Raw genomic sequence first — 15,683 nt, 5'->3', positions numbered from 1 at the left:
TCAGCCGGCCGCCGCGGCGGCGGCGGCGCGCTCCTGCGCCTTCTTCTTCGGCGCGGACTGCTTCGGCTGCTCGCGGAACACCGGCATCGGCGCCAGCTCGGCCTTGCCGAGGAACTTGGCGACGCGGTCGGTGGCGACGGCGCCATGCTGCAGCCAATGCGTGATGCGCTCGCCGAACAGGCGGACGCGCTCGGCATGGTCGGCCGGCAGCATCGGGTTGTAGCTGCCGACCTTCTCGATGAAGCGGCCGTCGCGCGGCGAGCGGCTGTCGGCGACCACGATGTGGTAGTAGGGGCGCTTCTTGGCGCCGGCGCGAGCGAGACGGATCTTCAGGCCCATAAGTCGTCAGTCCTATTTGTCTTGAGCGTGGATCAGAAGGGGCGTTTGCCCCCGGCACCGGGGAGAAGCGCGCCCAAACCGCCGCGCATCAGCCCCTTCTGGCCGAGCTTGTTCATCCGCTTCATCATCGCGGACATGTCCTCGAACTGCTTCAGCAGCCGGTTGACATCCTGCACCGTGGTCCCCGAACCGGCGGCGATGCGCCGCTTGCGGCTCGCCTTCAACAGGTCGGGGTTGCGGCGTTCCTTGGGCGTCATGCTGCCGATGATGGCGGCCTGACGCTTCAGCACCGTGTTGTCGAGGTTGGCATCCTCGATCTGCGACTTGATCTTGCCGATGCCGGGCAGCATGCCGAGGATGCCCGACAGCGAGCCCATCTTGCCGATCTGCTTCAGCTGGGATGCATAGTCTTCCAGGTCGAACTGACCCTTCTGCATCTTCGCGGCCAGCTTCTCGGCTTCGGCCTTGTCGATGGTCTCCGCCGCGCGCTCGACGAGGGAGACGATGTCGCCCATGCCGAGGATGCGGCCGGCGATGCGGTCGGGATGGAAATCCTCGAGCGCGTCCAGCTTCTCGCCGGCGCCCAGCAGCTTGATCGGCGCGCCGGTGACGGCACGCATCGACAGCGCCGCGCCGCCACGGGCATCGCCGTCGACGCGGGTCATGACGATGCCGGTCAGGCCCACGCGCTCGTTGAAGATGCGCGCGGTGTTGACGGCGTCCTGGCCGGTCATCGCGTCGACGACCAGCAGGCTCTCGTGGGGCTTGGTGGCGGCCTTGACCTCGGCCACCTCGGCCATCAGCGCCTCGTCGATCGACAGGCGGCCGGCGGTGTCGAGGATGACGACGTCGTAGAGCTCGCCGCGGGCGACCTGCATGGCGCGGGCCGCGATCTGCAGCGGGGTCTGGCCGGCGATGATCGGCAGCGAGGTCACGCCGGCCTGCTTCGCCAGCGTCTCCAGCTGCAGCTGGGCGGCCGGGCGGTGCACGTCCAGGCTGGCCAGCAGGACCTTCTTCTTGTCCCGCCCGCGCAGCCGCAGCGCGATCTTGCCCGAGGTCGTGGTCTTGCCCGAGCCCTGCAGGCCGATCATCAGGATGGCGACCGGCGCCGCGGCGTTCAGGTTCAGCCCGGGGACGTGCTCGACGCCCTCGCCACCGCCCAGCGCCTCGACCAGGCAGTCATTGACGATCTTGATGACCTGCTGGGCCGGCGAGACCGAGCGGATGACCTCCTGGCCGACGGCGCGCTCGCGCACCTTGTTGACCAGGTCCTTGACCACCGGGAGGGCGACGTCGGCCTCGAGCAGCGCGATGCGGACCTCCCGCAGCGCCTCGTTCACGTTGTCCTCGGTCAGCGCGCCACGGCGGCGCAGCCGGTCGAAAACCCCGTTCAACTTGCCCGACAGCGCCTCGAACATCGGCGGTCGTGTTCCTTTCCTGCGGGCTGGCGCCCGCCCATAACAAAATGCGCCGCTGCCCGAGCCTTCGGGGAGCGACGGAGCCGGACCTCACCGGGAGGTGCCGACAGAGAGACTCCAGGCAGGGCCTGGGTCGGCGGGTTCTAGCGGCTGGGGGTGGGGGAATCAATCTCCTTTCGGAGCCTGCCTCCAAGCCATTGTTTTCCTGGCAATCACCGGGACCCTGCACGAGTCCCCTTGCCGGCGGCCGCGCGCCGGGCCTAGGCTTGCCCCATGAACACGCGAAACCCCGCGCAGCGTTGGTGGTGGCCCCTCTCATAAGGCGGCCGCGTTTTCCTGTTTCCAAGCCGCCTCGGAGATCCCCGGGCGGCTTTTTTTGCGACTGAACTGACGACACGAAGCCCCCCCTGGATCCCGCGAGGCGCCCCCTCCGGAGAGATCCCCCCGTGCCTCAAGCCCCCTTCCCCCGCGAATTCACCACCGCCGGCGGCATCACCGTCCGGCACAGCGCTACCGCCGCCGATTATGCCGGCAGCCGCCAGGCCCTGGCCGAACGGCTGGACCGGCAGCGCGGCGTGCTGCTGTCCTCCTCCTTCGAATTTCCCGGGCGCTACACCCGCTGGGACCTGGGTTTCTGCGACCCGCCGCTGATGGTCACCGCGCGCGGCCGCTCGATGCGGATCGCCGCGCTGAACGCCCGTGGTGCGCTGCTGCTGCCCCCGCTCGCCGCCGCGCTGCGCGCCCTGCCGGAGACGGAGAGCCTCGCTGCCGACGCCGAGGCGGTGACGCTCACCATCCGCACCCCCAGCGAGCGGCTGCCGGAGGAAGAACGCTCCCGCCTGCCCTCGGTCTTCTCGGCGCTGCGGGCGATCCGCGACCTCTTCGCCAGCGCGGCCGACCCGCATCTCGGGCTCTATGGCGCCTTCGGCTATGACCTGGTCTTCCAGTTCGAACCAATGCAGTTGCGCCTGCCGCGCGCCGGGGACCAGCGCGACCTCGTCCTCTATCTGCCGGACGAGATCCTGGTGGTGGACCACCTGGCCGGCGCCGCCACGCTGCACCGCTACGATTTTTCCGTGGGGGACGCGGCGACCGACGCCCTGCCCCGCGCCACGCCCGCCGACCCCTTCCGCGCCGGGTCCAACGCCACGCCGGCCGAGAGCGACTATGGCCCCGGCGAATACGCCGCCATGGTCGAGCGCGCGCAGGCCGCCTTCGCGCGCGGCGACCTGTTCGAGGTGGTGCTCGGCCAGACCTTCGCGGCCGCCTGCCCCGATGCGCCCAGCGCGGTCTTCGAGCGGCTGCGGCGGGTCAATCCCTCGCCCTATGGCGCGCTGATGAATCTGGGCGAGGGCGAGTTCCTGGTCGCGGCCTCGCCGGAGATGTTCGTGCGCGTCGAGGGCGACCGCATCGAGACCTGCCCGATCAGCGGCACCATCCGCCGCGGTCGCGACGCGCTGGAGGATGCCGAGAACATCCGCACCCTGCTCAACTCTGGCAAGGAGGAGAGCGAGCTGACCATGTGCACCGACGTCGACCGCAACGACAAGTCGCGCGTCTGCCTCCCCGGCAGCGTCCGCATCATCGGCCGCCGGCAGATCGAGATGTATTCGCGGCTGATCCACACGGTCGACCATGTGGAGGGCCGGCTGCTGCCCGGCCGCGACGCGCTGGACGGCTTCCTGTCGCATGCCTGGGCGGTGACGGTGACCGGGGCGCCGAAGACCTGGGCGATCCGCCATGTCGAGGCGGAGGAACGCTCGGCCCGCCGCTGGTATGGCGGGGCCATCGGCCGCTTCACCTTCGACGGGCAGATGAACACCGGCCTGACGCTGCGCACCATCCGCCTGAAGGACGGCATCGCCGAGGTGCGCGCCGGGGCCACGCTGCTGCATGACAGCGACCCGGCCTCGGAGGAGGCGGAATGCCGCCTGAAGGCCAGCGCCATGTTCGCCGCCATCCGCGGCGAGGGCGCGCCGGCCGCCACCACGGCCGCCGTCGCCGCCGCGCCGCGCGCCGCCGGCCCGCGCGTGCTGCTGGTCGACCACGAGGACAGTTTTGTTCATACCCTGGCCGGCTATTTCCGCGCGGCCGGGGCCGAACTGCGCACGCTGCGGCCGGAGCTGGCGCGCGCCGCGCTGCGCGAGGCGGCGGCGCCGGACCTGGTGCTGCTTTCCCCGGGGCCTGGGCGCCCGGCGGATTTCGCCATGTCGGAGACACTCGACCTGATGCTGGCACGCGGGCTGCCGGGCTTCGGCGTCTGCCTCGGCCTGCAGGGGATGGTCGAGTATTTCGGCGGCAGCCTGGACCAGCTGGCGGTGCCGATGCATGGCAAGCCTTCCCCGGTGCGGCGCACCGGCGGCCGGCTGCTGGCCGGCCTGCCGCCGCGCTTCACCGTCGGTCGCTATCATTCGCTGCAGGCCCGGCGCCTGGCGCTGCCGGCCGTGCTGGAGGCGACCGCCGAGACCGAGGATGGCGTGATCATGGCGATCGAGCATCGCACGCTGCCGCTGGCCGCCGTGCAGTTCCACCCGGAATCGCTGATGACCGACCCGGAGCGTGTCGGCATGCCCTTGATCCGCGAGGTCCTAACGAGCCTGCGCGCCCTGTCCCCTGCCGATTGATGGCGGGGTCCGGGGGGACACGGTCCCCCCGGCGGGGGTCTGGGGGCGGTGCCCCCAGCCTTGCCTTGCTCGCGTCCCGGCGCGACGCTCCTCGCGGAATGCCAGGAGGGACGTCCATGGTCTGGAACCGTGCCAGCGCCGAAGCGGCCGCCATCGCCGGCCGATGGTCGGAGGAGCGCGGCCCCGGCGGCGCCATCGTCCTGTTCGATGCCGCCGGCATCAAGGCCACCAGCGCCGGCGGCTATGCCAGCCTCGAGCTGTCGGTGCCCTTCACGCCGGACAGCGAGAACCGGCTGGCCTCGATCAGCAAGCACTTCATGGCGGCGACCCTGCTGCTGGAGGGCCTGTCGATGCAGGCGCCGCTGGGCAGCCTGGTCGACGGCCTGCCGGAGGCGGTGGGCACGGTGCCGCTGGGCCGGGCCCTCGACATGACCGGCGGGCTGCCGGACATGATGGAGGTGCTGTGGCAACAGGGCATTCCCTATACCGCCAGCCTGGCGCGGGAGGAGGTGATGGCGCTGCTGAAGCGCCTGCCCGGGCTCTGCGCGCCGCCGGGGCAGGAGATGGCCTATTCCAACACCGGCTGGCGGCTGGCCGAGGCGGTGCTGGAGGCGCAGCGCGGCACCCCCTATCGCGCGGCGCTGGAGCGGCGGCTGCTGGCGCCGCTGGGGCTGCGGATCGGCTTCCCGGCCGACGAGACCGAGCCGCTGCGCGACCTGGCCACCGGCTACTGGTGGGACGGTCTGTCCTGGCGGCGCGGCCGCTACGGCATGCACTTCTCGCCATCGGGCGGGCTGGTGGCCAGCGCCGCGACCCTGGCGAAATGGGGCGCGGCGCTGCTGTCGGGCGCCGGGCCGCTGGCCGGGATGCTCGACCGGCTGACCGCGCCGCGGCCTTTCGCCGATGGCAGCGACAGCGTCTATCGCCTCGGCCTGGTGGAGACGCGGCTGGGGCAGGTGCGGATTATCGGGCATGGCGGCTCGCTGCCGGGCTATCGCAACCACCTCCTGATGGCGCCCGATCAGGGCGTCGGCGTGGTGGTGCTGACCAACCGCGAGGAGGATGCGCTCTGGCCGGCGCTGACCGTGCTGGCGGCGCTGCTGGGCGAGCCGCTGCCGGTGCCGGCCGCGCTGACACCCGGCCTCTATGCCGAGGCGGAGGGCCCGTTCTGGGCCGAGCTCGGGCCGGATTCGATCAGCGTCATGGGCGGCTTCGAGCGGCTGCTGCAGGGCCGCGACGGCATGCTGCGCAGCATCCCCGCCTATCTCGACATCGCTCTCCAGGCGCAGGGCGACACGCGGCTGGAAGGGCGAATCGGCGGCGTCGCGCGGCGGCTGGAGAAGATGCCGGCCGGCACGCCGCTCGACCCGCGGCTGGTGGGAGTCTGGGAAGAGCCTGACTACGGCAGCCGGATCGAGATCCGCGCGGACGGCACGGCGCGGATGCCCGGGCCGGGCGGGCTCGGCGCCGAAAGCCGGCTGACGCCGCTGCCCGGCGGCCGCGCCCTGGCCGACCTGAAGCACGGGCCCTGGCGGCACCGGCCCTGCCTGTGGCTGCAGGCGGACGGATCGCTGCGGCTTGCCAGCCACCGCTCGCGGGTGCTGCACTTCCGGCCCCAGAACGTCCGGGATCCGCGCTGATGAAAAGCCCACGCCTCGCAAGCCTGCTGCTGGCCGGTGCAACCCTGGCCTGGGGCCTCCCGGCCGCGGCGCAGACCGCCCCGCCGCCGGCCAGCCGCGTGCTGCGCGTCGCGCCGCATGCCGATCTGCGCACGCTCGATCCGGTCTTCGCCTCGATCACCATCACCCGCATGCACGGGCTGATGCTCTACGAGACGCTGTTCGCCTGGGACAGCCAGCTGAACCCGCAGCCGCAGATGGTCGACCAGGTGGAGACCGCGGCCGACAACCTGACCTGGAACTTCCGCCTGCGCGAGGGGCTGCGGTTCCATGACGGCCAGCCGGTCATCAGCCGCGACGTCGTCGCCTCGCTGAAGCGCTGGATGGCGCGCGACACGGTCGGCGTGAAGCTGGCCGAATACACCGCGGCGCTGGAGGTGATCGACGAGCGCCGCTTCGCGCTGCGGCTGCACCGGCCAATGGGCATGGTGCCCTTCGCGCTGGGCTCGGCCACCGGCCAGATCCCGGCGATCATGCGCGAGAGCGACGCCAGCACCGACCCCACCCGCCCGGTGACCGAGACCATCGGCAGCGGCCCCTTCCGCTTCAACCGCGCCGAATGGCGCAGCGGCGCCCGCATCGTCTACGACCGCAACCCGGATTACGTCCCCCGCGCCGAACCGCCGAACGGGTTGGCCGGCGGCCGCGTGGTCAAGCTGGACCGGGTCGAGTGGCACATCATGCCCGACCCGGCGACGGCGGCCGCCGCCCTGCAGACCGGCGAGATCGACCTGTGGGAACAGCCCAGCCAGGACCTGATCCCGGTGATCAGCCGCAGCCGCGGCATCGCCGTCGAGCGCTATGCCAGCCTGGCCAACCAGGCGATGCTGCGGCCGAACCACCTGCACCCGCCCTTCAACGACCCGCGCGCCCGCCTGGCGCTCGCCTATGCCACCGACCAGGGCGACTTCATGGCCGCCGGCTATGGCGACGAACAATGGTGGAAGCGCTGCGCCAGCTTCTTCATCTGCGGCGGCCCGAACGGCACCGAGGCGGGCACGGCGGACTACGCCACGCCGAACCTGGAACGCGCGCGCCAGCTGCTGGCCGAGAGCGGCTACAAGGGCGAGCGGGTGGTGATGATCTCCTCGCACGACATCCCGGCGATCGGGCGCATGGCCGAGGTCGCCGCCGCCTCGCTGCAGAAGATCGGCCTGAACGTCGACCTGCAATTCGCCGACTGGGGCAATGTCACCAGCCGGCAGCCGCGGCGCGACCCGCCGGACCAGGGCGGCTGGAACCTGTTCGTCACCACGGCCTCGGGCGGCACCATGCAGTCGCCGGTGACCAATATCGGCACCAACAGCGCCTGCGAGCGCGCCTGGGCCGGCTGGCCCTGCGACGCCGAGGCCGAACGCCTGCGCGGCGCCGTGGTCGATGCGGTGGATGAGGCCAGCCGCAAGGCGGCGCTGAACGCGCTGCACGCAAGGCTGGCGGCGTCGCAGCCCTATCGCGTGCTGGGGCAGTTCGACCAGCCCTATGCCCGGCGCAGCAACATCAGCGGCGTGCTGAACGCGCCGGTGATGGTGTTCTGGAATATCGAGAAGAACTGAGGGAAGATTTTGGCAGGCCAGGGGAATGAATTCCCCTGGACCCCTTCTTTTTTCTGTCGGACTGCCGTGTCCACGTGGGGACAGGACGTGAAACGGCCAATCGGCGGCGCGACCTTTGGGGATGCGCTGATTTTTTTGAAATAGCTTCCCGACGTGATGCCCTCCGTGGTGCAGCGGCTGGGCATTCAACGGCCAACAGAAAGAGAATTCATTCTCCTGGCCTGCCCAGGCTCTTCTCCTCCACCGGCAGCACCCATTCCCGGTCCGCCCGCAGCAGCGCGGCCATTTCCTCCGGTGGCAAGGGCGGGCTGCAGAGCTCGCCCTGGTAGTCGTCGATGCCTTCGGCGCGCAGCCATTCCAGCTGCTCCAGGCTTTCCACCCCCTCCGCCAGCATCGGCACCCCCAGCAGCCGGCCGAGCGAGGCCACCAGCCCGGCCGCTTCCGGCGGCAGGCCGGCGGGCGCCAGCTTCAGCCGGTCCAGCGGGAAGCTGCGCAGCGCCACCGGGCTGGCCGGGCCGCTGCCGAAGCTCTCCACCGCCAGGCGGAAGCCCATGGCGCGCAGCGCGACCAGGCGGGCGCGGACCCGCTCGGCGGGCTCGGCCGCCAGCATCGCCTCGGTGACCTCGAGCTCCAGGCGGCGCGGGTCGCAGCCGCTCTCGTCCAGGATGCGCTGCAGCAGGGCCAGCCCGTCGGCGGCGCGGAACAGCCGCGGATAGAGCTTCACCGCCAGCACCGCGCCGAAGCCCTGGGCGGCCCAGCGCGCCTGCTGCCGCGCCGCGGACAGCAGCAGCCACTGCCCCAGCGGGTCGAGCAGGCCGGGCGCCGCACAGACGCGCAGCAGATCCTCGGGGTCGATGGGGCCGCGCTGCGGGTGGCGCCAGCGCAGCACCGCCTGGGCGCCGAGCACCCGCCCCTCCCGCACCGACAGCCGCGGCTGGAAGAGCAGGAAGAACCCGTCCTGCCGCAGGGCGGCGCGCAGCTGCTCCTCCAGGGTCAGGCGGTCGCGGGCGCGCTGCTCCATCTGCGGCAGGAAGTAGCGCCAGACGTTGCGGCCGGCGGCCTTGGCCTCGTAGAGGGCGAGATCGGCCTGCTGCGCCAGCAGCTCCACCTCGGCGGCGTGCTCGGGATAGAGGCTGATGCCGATCGAGGGCGTCACCTGCAGCCGGTGCGCGGCCAGCTGGATCGGCTGCGACAGCGCCTCGCGCAGGCGGCCGGCGAGCGCGTCGATCCCCGCCTGCGGCCCGCCCGCCAGCCCGGCCTCCGGTGGGCGGCGGATGAGCAGCAGGAACTCGTCGCCGCCGAGCCGGACGACGCCGTCGCCGGCGCGCAGGCAGGCGCGCAGCCGCTGCGCCACCACCACCAGCAGCCGGTCGCCGACCGGATGGCCGAAGACGTCGTTGACCGGCTTGAAGCCGTCCAGGTCGATGAACAGCAGGGCGATGCCGCCGCCCTCCCGGTCCGCCTGCGCCCGCAGCCGGTCGAAGATCGGCTGCAGCGAGGCGCGATTGGGCAGGCCGGTCAGGCTGTCATGGGTGGCCAGGTAGTCGGCCTTGCGCTCGGCCTCCTTGAGCTCGGAGATATCCACCTCGCTGACCAGCAGCGCCGGACGGCCGGTCGCCGAATCGCGGCAGCGGCGCAGCGTCATGTCGTGCCAGCGCGGCCCGCCAGCGGTGCGCAGCTGGGCCACCAGGCGCGCCTCGCCGGCCTGGTCGAGCGCCGCCTGCATCGCCTCGCGCGCCGCCCCGTCGAGGAAGCGGGCGGCGAAGCTGGCGCCGCCGGGCGGCAGGGCGGCGCGGGCGGCGGGGTTGCGGTAGAGCAGCTCGCCCGCATGGTCGTAGAGGGCGATCATCACCGAGGTATGCACCAGCGCCTCGGCGCTGCGCAGCGTGTCGGCGCGCGCCTCGACATCGCCCAGCGCCTCGCAGAGCATGCCCATGCGACCATCCGCCAGGCGCAGACCGCGATAGGCGGCGGTGACCGGGCGCGGGCGGCCATTCGGATAGAGCGTCCAGACCTCGACGAAGCTGGCGTCGCAGGCGATGAAATCCTCCTGGTACTGGCGCAGCTTGCGGGAGACGGCGGCGGAGAGCTCGCGGCCGAGGTCGCGCGCCGCCAGCTCCTCCCGGCTCGCGGCCTGCCAGAGCAGCAGCGCGGCGGCATTCGCCCAGATCACCCGGCCGCGGTCGATGTCATAGACCCAGAGCGGCGTGGTCAGCCGGTCGAGCGGCAGGGTGGCGGCGTCGAAGGCGGCCCGTGCCGGCGGTGCCGCCGTCCCGCCGCCGGCCTGTCCTGGCCCAGCCTCCACCATCCGAGAATCGCCCCCCCGCCCGCGGTTTCGGCGCAAGCTAGGGGGGCTGGCTTATCGCCGGGTTAAGGCCGCTGCAGCGACAGGCGTTTCGTCGGTGCCCCGCCGGCCTGCGCCGCGAAGGCCGCCTGGACCGCCTCGGGCCAGGCGGCGACCTTCCGCTTCTCCAGGTCGACGCAGAGGAACAGGAACTCGCATTCGGCGCTCTGCCAGCCTTCCTCGGCATGGAACAGCCGGTGGCGCAGCAGCAGCCGCTTGGCGTCATGCGCCAGCACCTCGCTGCTGGCAGCCAGCGGCATGCCCTCCAGCACCTCGCGCTGATAGGCGACCCAGCTCTCGGCGGCGAAGGTGCCAAGGCCCTGGGCGCGGAAGGCCGGCCCCAGCCCCAGCCGCGGCCAGAGCAGGTCGGTCGCCATGTCGAAGGCCACCAGGTAGAAGGCCATGTTCATGTGGCCGTAGTGGTCGGTCCATTCGGGGCGGACGGGACCGATCGCCTCCCTCGCCGCTTCCCTCGCCGCTTCCTGCATCACCGCAGCGCCGTTCCTGCCGTCCATCGCCCCTCGCCCACCCCGTGATCGGACCCATCCGCCCGCGGCCAGCTTGGCGCAGCGGCGGCAGGCCGCCAAGCCGCGCGCCCTGGGGAACGGCGGCAGGCGGTGCGGCCGCCGCGCGTCAGTACTTGCGGCGGATCAGGCCGGTGCCGCGGTAGAAGGCGGTGTAGTCGACCATCGGCCAGAGCCGGCGCAGCTCCTCATTGGCCTCGATGCCGTCGATCTGGCGCCAGCCCACCACCCAGTCGCTCAGCGTCTGCAGGTACTGCATGCAGGAGGGGCCGCCGCCGCCGCAATAATCGGGGATGTAGCGGCCATGGCTCGTGTCCAGGTCCTCGATGATGTAGAGCCCGCCGGGCCGCAGCGAGGGGAACAGCGTGTTGAAGCTGTCGATCTGGTGCTTCCAGACATGCGAGCCGTCGTCGATGATCAGGTCGAAGGGCCCCATGGCCGCCAGGCGGCGCATGTCCTCCAGGCTGCTCTGGTCGGCGATCTCGATGGACAGCCGCTCGCCGGCATAGGCGCGCACCGCCTCGTTGATGTCGGCGCCGATCACCTGGCCATTGGCGAAGTAGTCGCGCCACATCCGCACCGAGCCGCCGCCCAGCACGCCGATCTCCAGCACCTTGACCGGCTGGTCGCGCATCGGCGCCACGAAGGGTTCGTAGAAACGAAGAAAGTCATTCCGGTCGGAAGCCTTGTCGGTTCCGTGGCGGCGGCCGATCGCGTCCAAAATTCCAGTCATCCGGACTTCCCTGCGAAGAAATCTTTATTATCAGACTGTCCTAACGGGCCCCGCCAAATCTGTCCATCCGTTAACATTTGTTTTCGCAATAATTTCTCGGCATGTGCCGCCGCGCCCTTTCCGGGCGCGGCGGGCCTTACCGGCAACCAGGCGGATTCAGAAAAAGCCCCGCCGCCTGCGGCACCGGCGCCGCACCCGGGCAGAGCGGCGCCAGGCTCAGGCGCTGGGCGTCCTCGCCCGGCAGCGGCGGGGCGGCGCCGACGCTGCGGCTCTGCTCGCGCCGGGCGCGGCTCCCCGGGGCGCCCAGCTCGGCCACGCATTCCAGCCGGTCGCCGTCCCGGCGGGTGATCCGCACCAGCACCCGGCCGCGATTCATCGGCAGGGCGGCGGTGGCGGCGGCCCCCGCCTCGCCTTCCAGGCAGGCCACGATGCCGGGGGCGGTCTCCGGCAGGAAGCGCGACCAGCCATCCTCCTGCGCCAGGGCTGACGTTGCGAAGGCCAGCGGTGCCAGCAGGAGGACAGGAAGACGGACAGGGGTCGTCATGGGGTCAGTGGATCTCCTGGGCCCGCGACAGCGCCTCCTTCAGCGCCGCCACGGAAAAGCGGTCGGATTGGCACAGGTCGAGGATGACCTTCTCGCGCCGGGCGCCCAGCTCGATCGCCGCCGGCAATTGCCGCACCACCGCATGCGGAATCACCACGGCGCCGTGCCGGTCGGCATGCACCACGGCGTCATGCGCGCAGGCCATGCCATGAACCGACACCTCCTGGCCATAGCCGACCATGTGGACATAGGCATGGCTCGGATTGACGATGCCCAGGATCTGGAAGTCGGGCGCCAGCGCGTCGATGTCGCGGAACGAGCCATTGGTGACGCAGCCCTGCGCGCCCAGCGCCTTGTGCACGGCGCTGTGCACCTCGCCCCAGAAGGCGCCATAGCCCGGCGTGTCGTCCAGGTCCTGCAGCACCACGACGGTCGGCATGGCGGCCTGCGCCACATATTCGTACCAGCCGGTGCGGATGCCGCGATCGACCTCGGCGAGGCGCCCGGAGGGGGCGGCGGCGCGGATGGTGCCGGTGCGCGCCAGGCCGCAGACCGGCTTCAGGGTGACATCGGCGGCGACCAGCGGGCGCAGCGTGTAGCCATGGCCGCGCCGCTCCGGCGCCACCAGCTCCAGCGCATTGCAGATGGTCGGCGTGTCCCAGGCGCGCAGCGCCTCCAGATCGGCGGCGGTGAAGGGATAGGCGGCGGCATCGGCCATGATCGGCCCTCCGTTTCTTGCTTGGACCCGGCCAGCTTTGCCCCCGTGGCGCCCCCCGGCAACCCGCAAAGCCGCCGCCCGCGCATCACTTCCGCCGCCCGCCGCTTGGCGCGCCCCCCGTGGAGGCGGTAGCCTGCGGCCTGCTTTCCGTCCGGGAACAGAATGTCCGCGACCCCGCCCGCCGAACCGGTCCTGCCCGCCCCTGCCGCCCCTCCGCCGCGCGGCGGGACGCTGCGCGGCGGCGCGCGCCGCGGCCGGCTCGCCGCCTGGACCGGGCGCATCGGCACCCGCGCCGGGCTGGTCGCCGCGCTGATGCTGGGGGTGGTGCTGCTGCTCAGCGGCACGGCGCTGGTCACCGGCCAGCGCCAGGCCGCCTTCATCGAGCAGATCGGCGTGCGCGACCGCAGCGCCGATGCCGCCGTCGACGAACTGACCCAGCATGTCGCCGACTTCTCCGCCGGCTTCGCCAGCGTCATCGCCGGCGTGCTGCAGCCGGTGCCGGCCGCACCCCGCATGGTGCGCGGCTCGGAGCGGATCCTGACCAGCTTCAACCGCGTCAACGAGCTGCTCGGCGCCGAGCTGGACCCGATCCTGATGAGCGGCGGGCGCGACATGGCCGCCCGCATGCCCGGCTTCGTCGAGCAGGTGCGCAGCGCCTTCGCCAGCCGCCAGCGCGCCGCCTTCGGCCCGCTGCAGGAGGAATGGCTGGACTACATGACCACCTACACGCGGGTGGCCAATGCGGCGCGCGACTTCGTCCAGAAGCGCGGCGATGCCAGCCTGCACGATGCCCGCGAGCTGGCCGAGCAGGCCCGCCGCATCGTGCTGGCCGCCGGCATCGCCGGCCTCGCCGGCTGCGCGCTGATCCTGGTGGTGCTGGTGGCCCTCATCGCCCGCCCGCTCAGCCGCATCGCCGGCGCCATGGACGGGCTGGCGCGCGGCCGGCTGGACCAGGCGGTGCCGGAGACCGCGCGCGCCGACCAGCTGGGCGAGATGGCGCGCGCCGTCGTCGTCTTCAAGCAGGGGCTGCAGGCCAGCCGCAGCCTGTCCGAGCAGGCGGCCGAGAACGCCCGCCGCACCGCGGTGGCCACCGCCCAGGCCTCGGATGCCATCGGCCAGGTCAGCGACGGCTCGATGACCCAGCTCTCCGAGCTGCGCCAGGTGGCCGAGGCGCTGTCGCAATCGGCCAGCGCCATCCGCGAGGTGGTGCGCACCACCGCCGATTCGAACGACCAGGCGCAGCACGCGAAGGACCTTCTGGGCATCAACCTGGTGAAGGTGCGCAGCCTGATCGAGCTGGTCGACGCGGTCGGCGACGACACCGAGCGGGTGACGCGCATCGCCGGCACCATCGCCAAGATCGCGACGCAGACCAACATCCTGGCGATCAACGCGGCGATCGAGGCGGCGCGCGCCGGCGAGCATGGCCGCGGCCTGGCCGTCGTCGCCGAGGAGGTGCGGGCGCTGGCCGCCAGCAGCGAAAGCCTGGCGCAGGAGATCGCCGACGTGGTGCTGATCGCCGGCCGCCGCACCCGCGAGGGCAGCGGCACGGCGGCGGCCGTCGGCGAGGACATGGACGCGCTGGAGCGGCTGGTGGCCGAGAGCGCCCGCCTCTCCGGCGCCATCGCGGTGGCGATGGAGCAGCAGCAGGCCACCGTCACCGACATCCATGCGCGCGTCGGCACCCTGACCCGGATCGGCCAGTCCAACGCGACCGCGGCCGAGGAGATCACCGTGACCATGATCGACCTGGCGAAACTGGCGACCGAGACAAGGAACACGGTGGAAAGCATGGCCGGCCAAGGCATCCAAGGACAGGGCGCATGAGCGCCACGCTGGAGGGTCAGGGCGACGTCGCCCTGCTGATCGTCGACGACAGCAGCTTCAACCGGCTGATGCTGAAGCGGCGCCTCGGCGAGCTGGGCTATGCCAACATCACCATGGCGGAGGATGGCGAGCAGGGCCTGGCCGCCATCGAGCGCCAGCGCTTCGACGTGGTGCTGCTGGACCTGGAGATGCCCAGGCTCGACGGCATCGCGGTGCTGGAGCAGCTGCACGCCGCCCGCGGCGCCGCCCCCCCGGTGATCGTCATCTCGGCGCTGACCGAGATGGAGAAGATCGTCCGCTGCATCGAGCTCGGCGCCGAGGACTACCTGCCGAAATCCTTCGACCTGCCGCTGCTGCGCGCCCGGCTCGGCGCGGTGCTGGAGAAGAAGCGGCTGCGCGACCTCGCCGACCAGCGCCTGGCGCTGCTGGAGGCCGAGCTCGAATCCGCCCGCGCCGCGCAGCTCTCCCTGGTGCCGCGCGACTTCCGCGCCATCGCGCCCACCGGCCTCGACCTCTGCGCCGCCATGGTGCCGGCGCGCCAGGTCGGCGGCGACCTCTACGACGCCTTCCGCATCGACCCGAACACCCTGCTGATCACGGTCGCCGACGTCTCCGGCAAGGGCGCGCCGGCCGGCCTGACCATGGCGCGCAGCCTGGGCCTGATCCGCGCCGCCGCCGTGCTGCTCGCCGCCGGGGGCACCACCCCCGACCCGGCCGCGATCATCACCCGCGCCAATGACGACCTGGCGCGCGACAATGACAGCCTGACCTTCGTCACCATCGCGCTCGCCGTGCTCGACGCCACCACCGGCGAGGGCCGCATCTGCGTCGCCGGCCACGAGGCGCCCTATCGCCTCTCCGCCACCGGCATCGCGCCGCTCACCGGCCTGACCCGCCAGCCCGCCATGGGCGCGCTGGAAGACTACCCCTATGGCAGCGATCCGCTGTCCCTGGCCGCCGGCGAGGCGCTGCTGCTGTTCAGCGACGGCGTCACCGAGGCCGAGGACGCCCACAGCGATTTCTTCGGCCGCGAAAGGCTGGAAGCCGCCCTCGAACCCTGCGCCACACGGCCGGCGGCCAGCGTGGTCGAGGCGCTGCTCCACGCCGTCGAAGCCTTCGTCAACGGGGCGCCGCAGGCGGATGACATCACGGCGCTGGTGTTGCGACGGTCGTAAGCGAAGACAGGGGTCGTAAGAGAAGACAGGGGCAGGCCAGGGGAATGAATTCCCCTGGACCCCTTCTTTTTTCTGTTCTGTTGGCCGTTTGACGGGCAGCGCTTTATGACGGGTCGCGGGACACCGTCATACAAAATCAGCGCACCCTCACAGGTCGCGCTGCCACCGGGCCGTTTCACCTACTGTCCCCACGTGGACACGGCAG

Annotated in this window: 12 protein-coding genes; 5 read left to right on the top strand and 7 right to left on the bottom strand. The window is 71.9% G+C overall.

The features are described 5' to 3' along the window. Together rpsP and ffh are read right to left on the bottom strand one after the other, a co-directional pair. On the bottom strand, positions 1-339 hold the full coding sequence (gene rpsP / locus WFI16_RS02175; protein ID WP_419896149.1) for a 30S ribosomal protein S16: 339 nt from the start codon (positions 337-339) through the stop codon (positions 1-3). A gap of 32 nt (positions 340-371) precedes the next feature. After that, entirely contained in the window at positions 372-1,757 is a 1,386-nt protein-coding gene (gene ffh / locus WFI16_RS02170; RefSeq protein ID WP_419896148.1) for a signal recognition particle protein, read from the bottom strand. A 446-nt stretch (positions 1,758-2,203) separates the two neighbouring features. Here ffh and WFI16_RS02165 point away from each other — a divergent pair, with 446 nt between their 5' ends. From WFI16_RS02165 to WFI16_RS02155, 3 genes are all read left to right on the top strand, one after another. Continuing rightward, positions 2,204-4,381, top strand: a complete 2,178-nt coding sequence (locus tag WFI16_RS02165; protein ID WP_419896147.1) for an anthranilate synthase component I — start codon at positions 2,204-2,206, stop codon at positions 4,379-4,381. Between the two features lie 116 nt (positions 4,382-4,497). Then, positions 4,498-6,021 (top strand): serine hydrolase domain-containing protein, encoded by a 1,524-nt coding sequence (locus tag WFI16_RS02160; protein ID WP_419896146.1) that lies wholly within the window; start codon positions 4,498-4,500, stop codon positions 6,019-6,021. Then, positions 6,021-7,613, top strand: a complete 1,593-nt coding sequence (locus WFI16_RS02155; protein ID WP_419896145.1) for an ABC transporter substrate-binding protein — start codon at positions 6,021-6,023, stop codon at positions 7,611-7,613. The genes WFI16_RS02160 and WFI16_RS02155 overlap by 1 nt, the downstream gene beginning before the upstream one ends. A gap of 208 nt (positions 7,614-7,821) precedes the next feature. Here the strand turns inward: WFI16_RS02155 and WFI16_RS02150 are convergent, their stop codons facing one another. The 5 genes from WFI16_RS02150 to WFI16_RS02130 all read right to left on the bottom strand — a co-directional run bounded on the left by WFI16_RS02150 (position 7,822) and on the right by WFI16_RS02130 (position 12,476). Next, a complete protein-coding gene (locus tag WFI16_RS02150; protein WP_419896144.1) occupies positions 7,822-9,921 on the bottom strand; it encodes a putative bifunctional diguanylate cyclase/phosphodiesterase in 2,100 nt (699 codons plus the stop codon). A 62-nt stretch (positions 9,922-9,983) separates the two neighbouring features. Then, on the bottom strand, positions 9,984-10,472 hold the full coding sequence (locus WFI16_RS02145) for an acyl-CoA thioesterase (protein ID WP_419896143.1): 489 nt from the start codon (positions 10,470-10,472) through the stop codon (positions 9,984-9,986). A gap of 118 nt (positions 10,473-10,590) precedes the next feature. Beyond that, on the bottom strand, positions 10,591-11,214 hold the full coding sequence (locus WFI16_RS02140; RefSeq protein WP_419896142.1) for a class I SAM-dependent methyltransferase: 624 nt from the start codon (positions 11,212-11,214) through the stop codon (positions 10,591-10,593). Between the two features lie 136 nt (positions 11,215-11,350). Continuing rightward, entirely contained in the window at positions 11,351-11,758 is a 408-nt protein-coding gene (locus WFI16_RS02135) for a hypothetical protein (protein WP_419896141.1), read from the bottom strand. 4 nt (positions 11,759-11,762) lie between these two features. Next, positions 11,763-12,476 (bottom strand): RraA family protein, encoded by a 714-nt coding sequence (locus WFI16_RS02130; protein WP_419896140.1) that lies wholly within the window; start codon positions 12,474-12,476, stop codon positions 11,763-11,765. Between the two features lie 162 nt (positions 12,477-12,638). Between WFI16_RS02130 and WFI16_RS02125 the strand changes: the two genes are divergently transcribed. Both WFI16_RS02125 and WFI16_RS02120 read left to right on the top strand, forming a co-directional pair. Next, positions 12,639-14,303 (top strand): methyl-accepting chemotaxis protein, encoded by a 1,665-nt coding sequence (locus tag WFI16_RS02125; RefSeq protein WP_419896139.1) that lies wholly within the window; start codon positions 12,639-12,641, stop codon positions 14,301-14,303. Continuing rightward, positions 14,300-15,478: a PP2C family protein-serine/threonine phosphatase gene (locus WFI16_RS02120; RefSeq protein WP_419896138.1), complete on the top strand. Its 1,179-nt coding sequence runs from the start codon at positions 14,300-14,302 to the stop codon at positions 15,476-15,478. The genes WFI16_RS02125 and WFI16_RS02120 overlap by 4 nt, the downstream gene beginning before the upstream one ends. The last annotated feature ends 205 nt before the right edge of the window (positions 15,479-15,683 follow it).

The organism is Roseomonas sp. USHLN139 (assembly GCF_037145735.1).
Taxonomy (GTDB): domain Bacteria; phylum Pseudomonadota; class Alphaproteobacteria; order Acetobacterales; family Acetobacteraceae; genus Pseudoroseomonas.
The sequence above is the reverse complement of the archived record's forward strand: the minus strand, read 5'-3'. Positions and strand labels throughout refer to the sequence as shown.

What these genes read in the sequence shown, in the direction of transcription:
- rpsP (WP_419896149.1), bottom strand. Translation starts at nt 339, where the DNA reads ATGGGCCTGAAGATCCGTCTCGCTCGCGCCGGCGCCAAGAAGCGCCCC.
- ffh (WP_419896148.1), bottom strand. Translation starts at nt 1,757, where the DNA reads ATGTTCGAGGCGCTGTCGGGCAAGTTGAACGGGGTTTTCGACCGGCTG.
- WFI16_RS02160 (WP_419896146.1), top strand. Translation starts at nt 4,498, where the DNA reads ATGGTCTGGAACCGTGCCAGCGCCGAAGCGGCCGCCATCGCCGGCCGA.
- WFI16_RS02155 (WP_419896145.1), top strand. Translation starts at nt 6,021, where the DNA reads ATGAAAAGCCCACGCCTCGCAAGCCTGCTGCTGGCCGGTGCAACCCTG.
- WFI16_RS02150 (WP_419896144.1), bottom strand. Translation starts at nt 9,921, where the DNA reads ATGGTGGAGGCTGGGCCAGGACAGGCCGGCGGCGGGACGGCGGCACCG.
- WFI16_RS02145 (WP_419896143.1), bottom strand. Translation starts at nt 10,472, where the DNA reads ATGGACGGCAGGAACGGCGCTGCGGTGATGCAGGAAGCGGCGAGGGAA.
- WFI16_RS02140 (WP_419896142.1), bottom strand. Translation starts at nt 11,214, where the DNA reads ATGACTGGAATTTTGGACGCGATCGGCCGCCGCCACGGAACCGACAAG.
- WFI16_RS02135 (WP_419896141.1), bottom strand. Translation starts at nt 11,758, where the DNA reads ATGACGACCCCTGTCCGTCTTCCTGTCCTCCTGCTGGCACCGCTGGCC.
- WFI16_RS02130 (WP_419896140.1), bottom strand. Translation starts at nt 12,476, where the DNA reads ATGGCCGATGCCGCCGCCTATCCCTTCACCGCCGCCGATCTGGAGGCG.
- WFI16_RS02125 (WP_419896139.1), top strand. Translation starts at nt 12,639, where the DNA reads ATGTCCGCGACCCCGCCCGCCGAACCGGTCCTGCCCGCCCCTGCCGCC.
- WFI16_RS02120 (WP_419896138.1), top strand. Translation starts at nt 14,300, where the DNA reads ATGAGCGCCACGCTGGAGGGTCAGGGCGACGTCGCCCTGCTGATCGTC.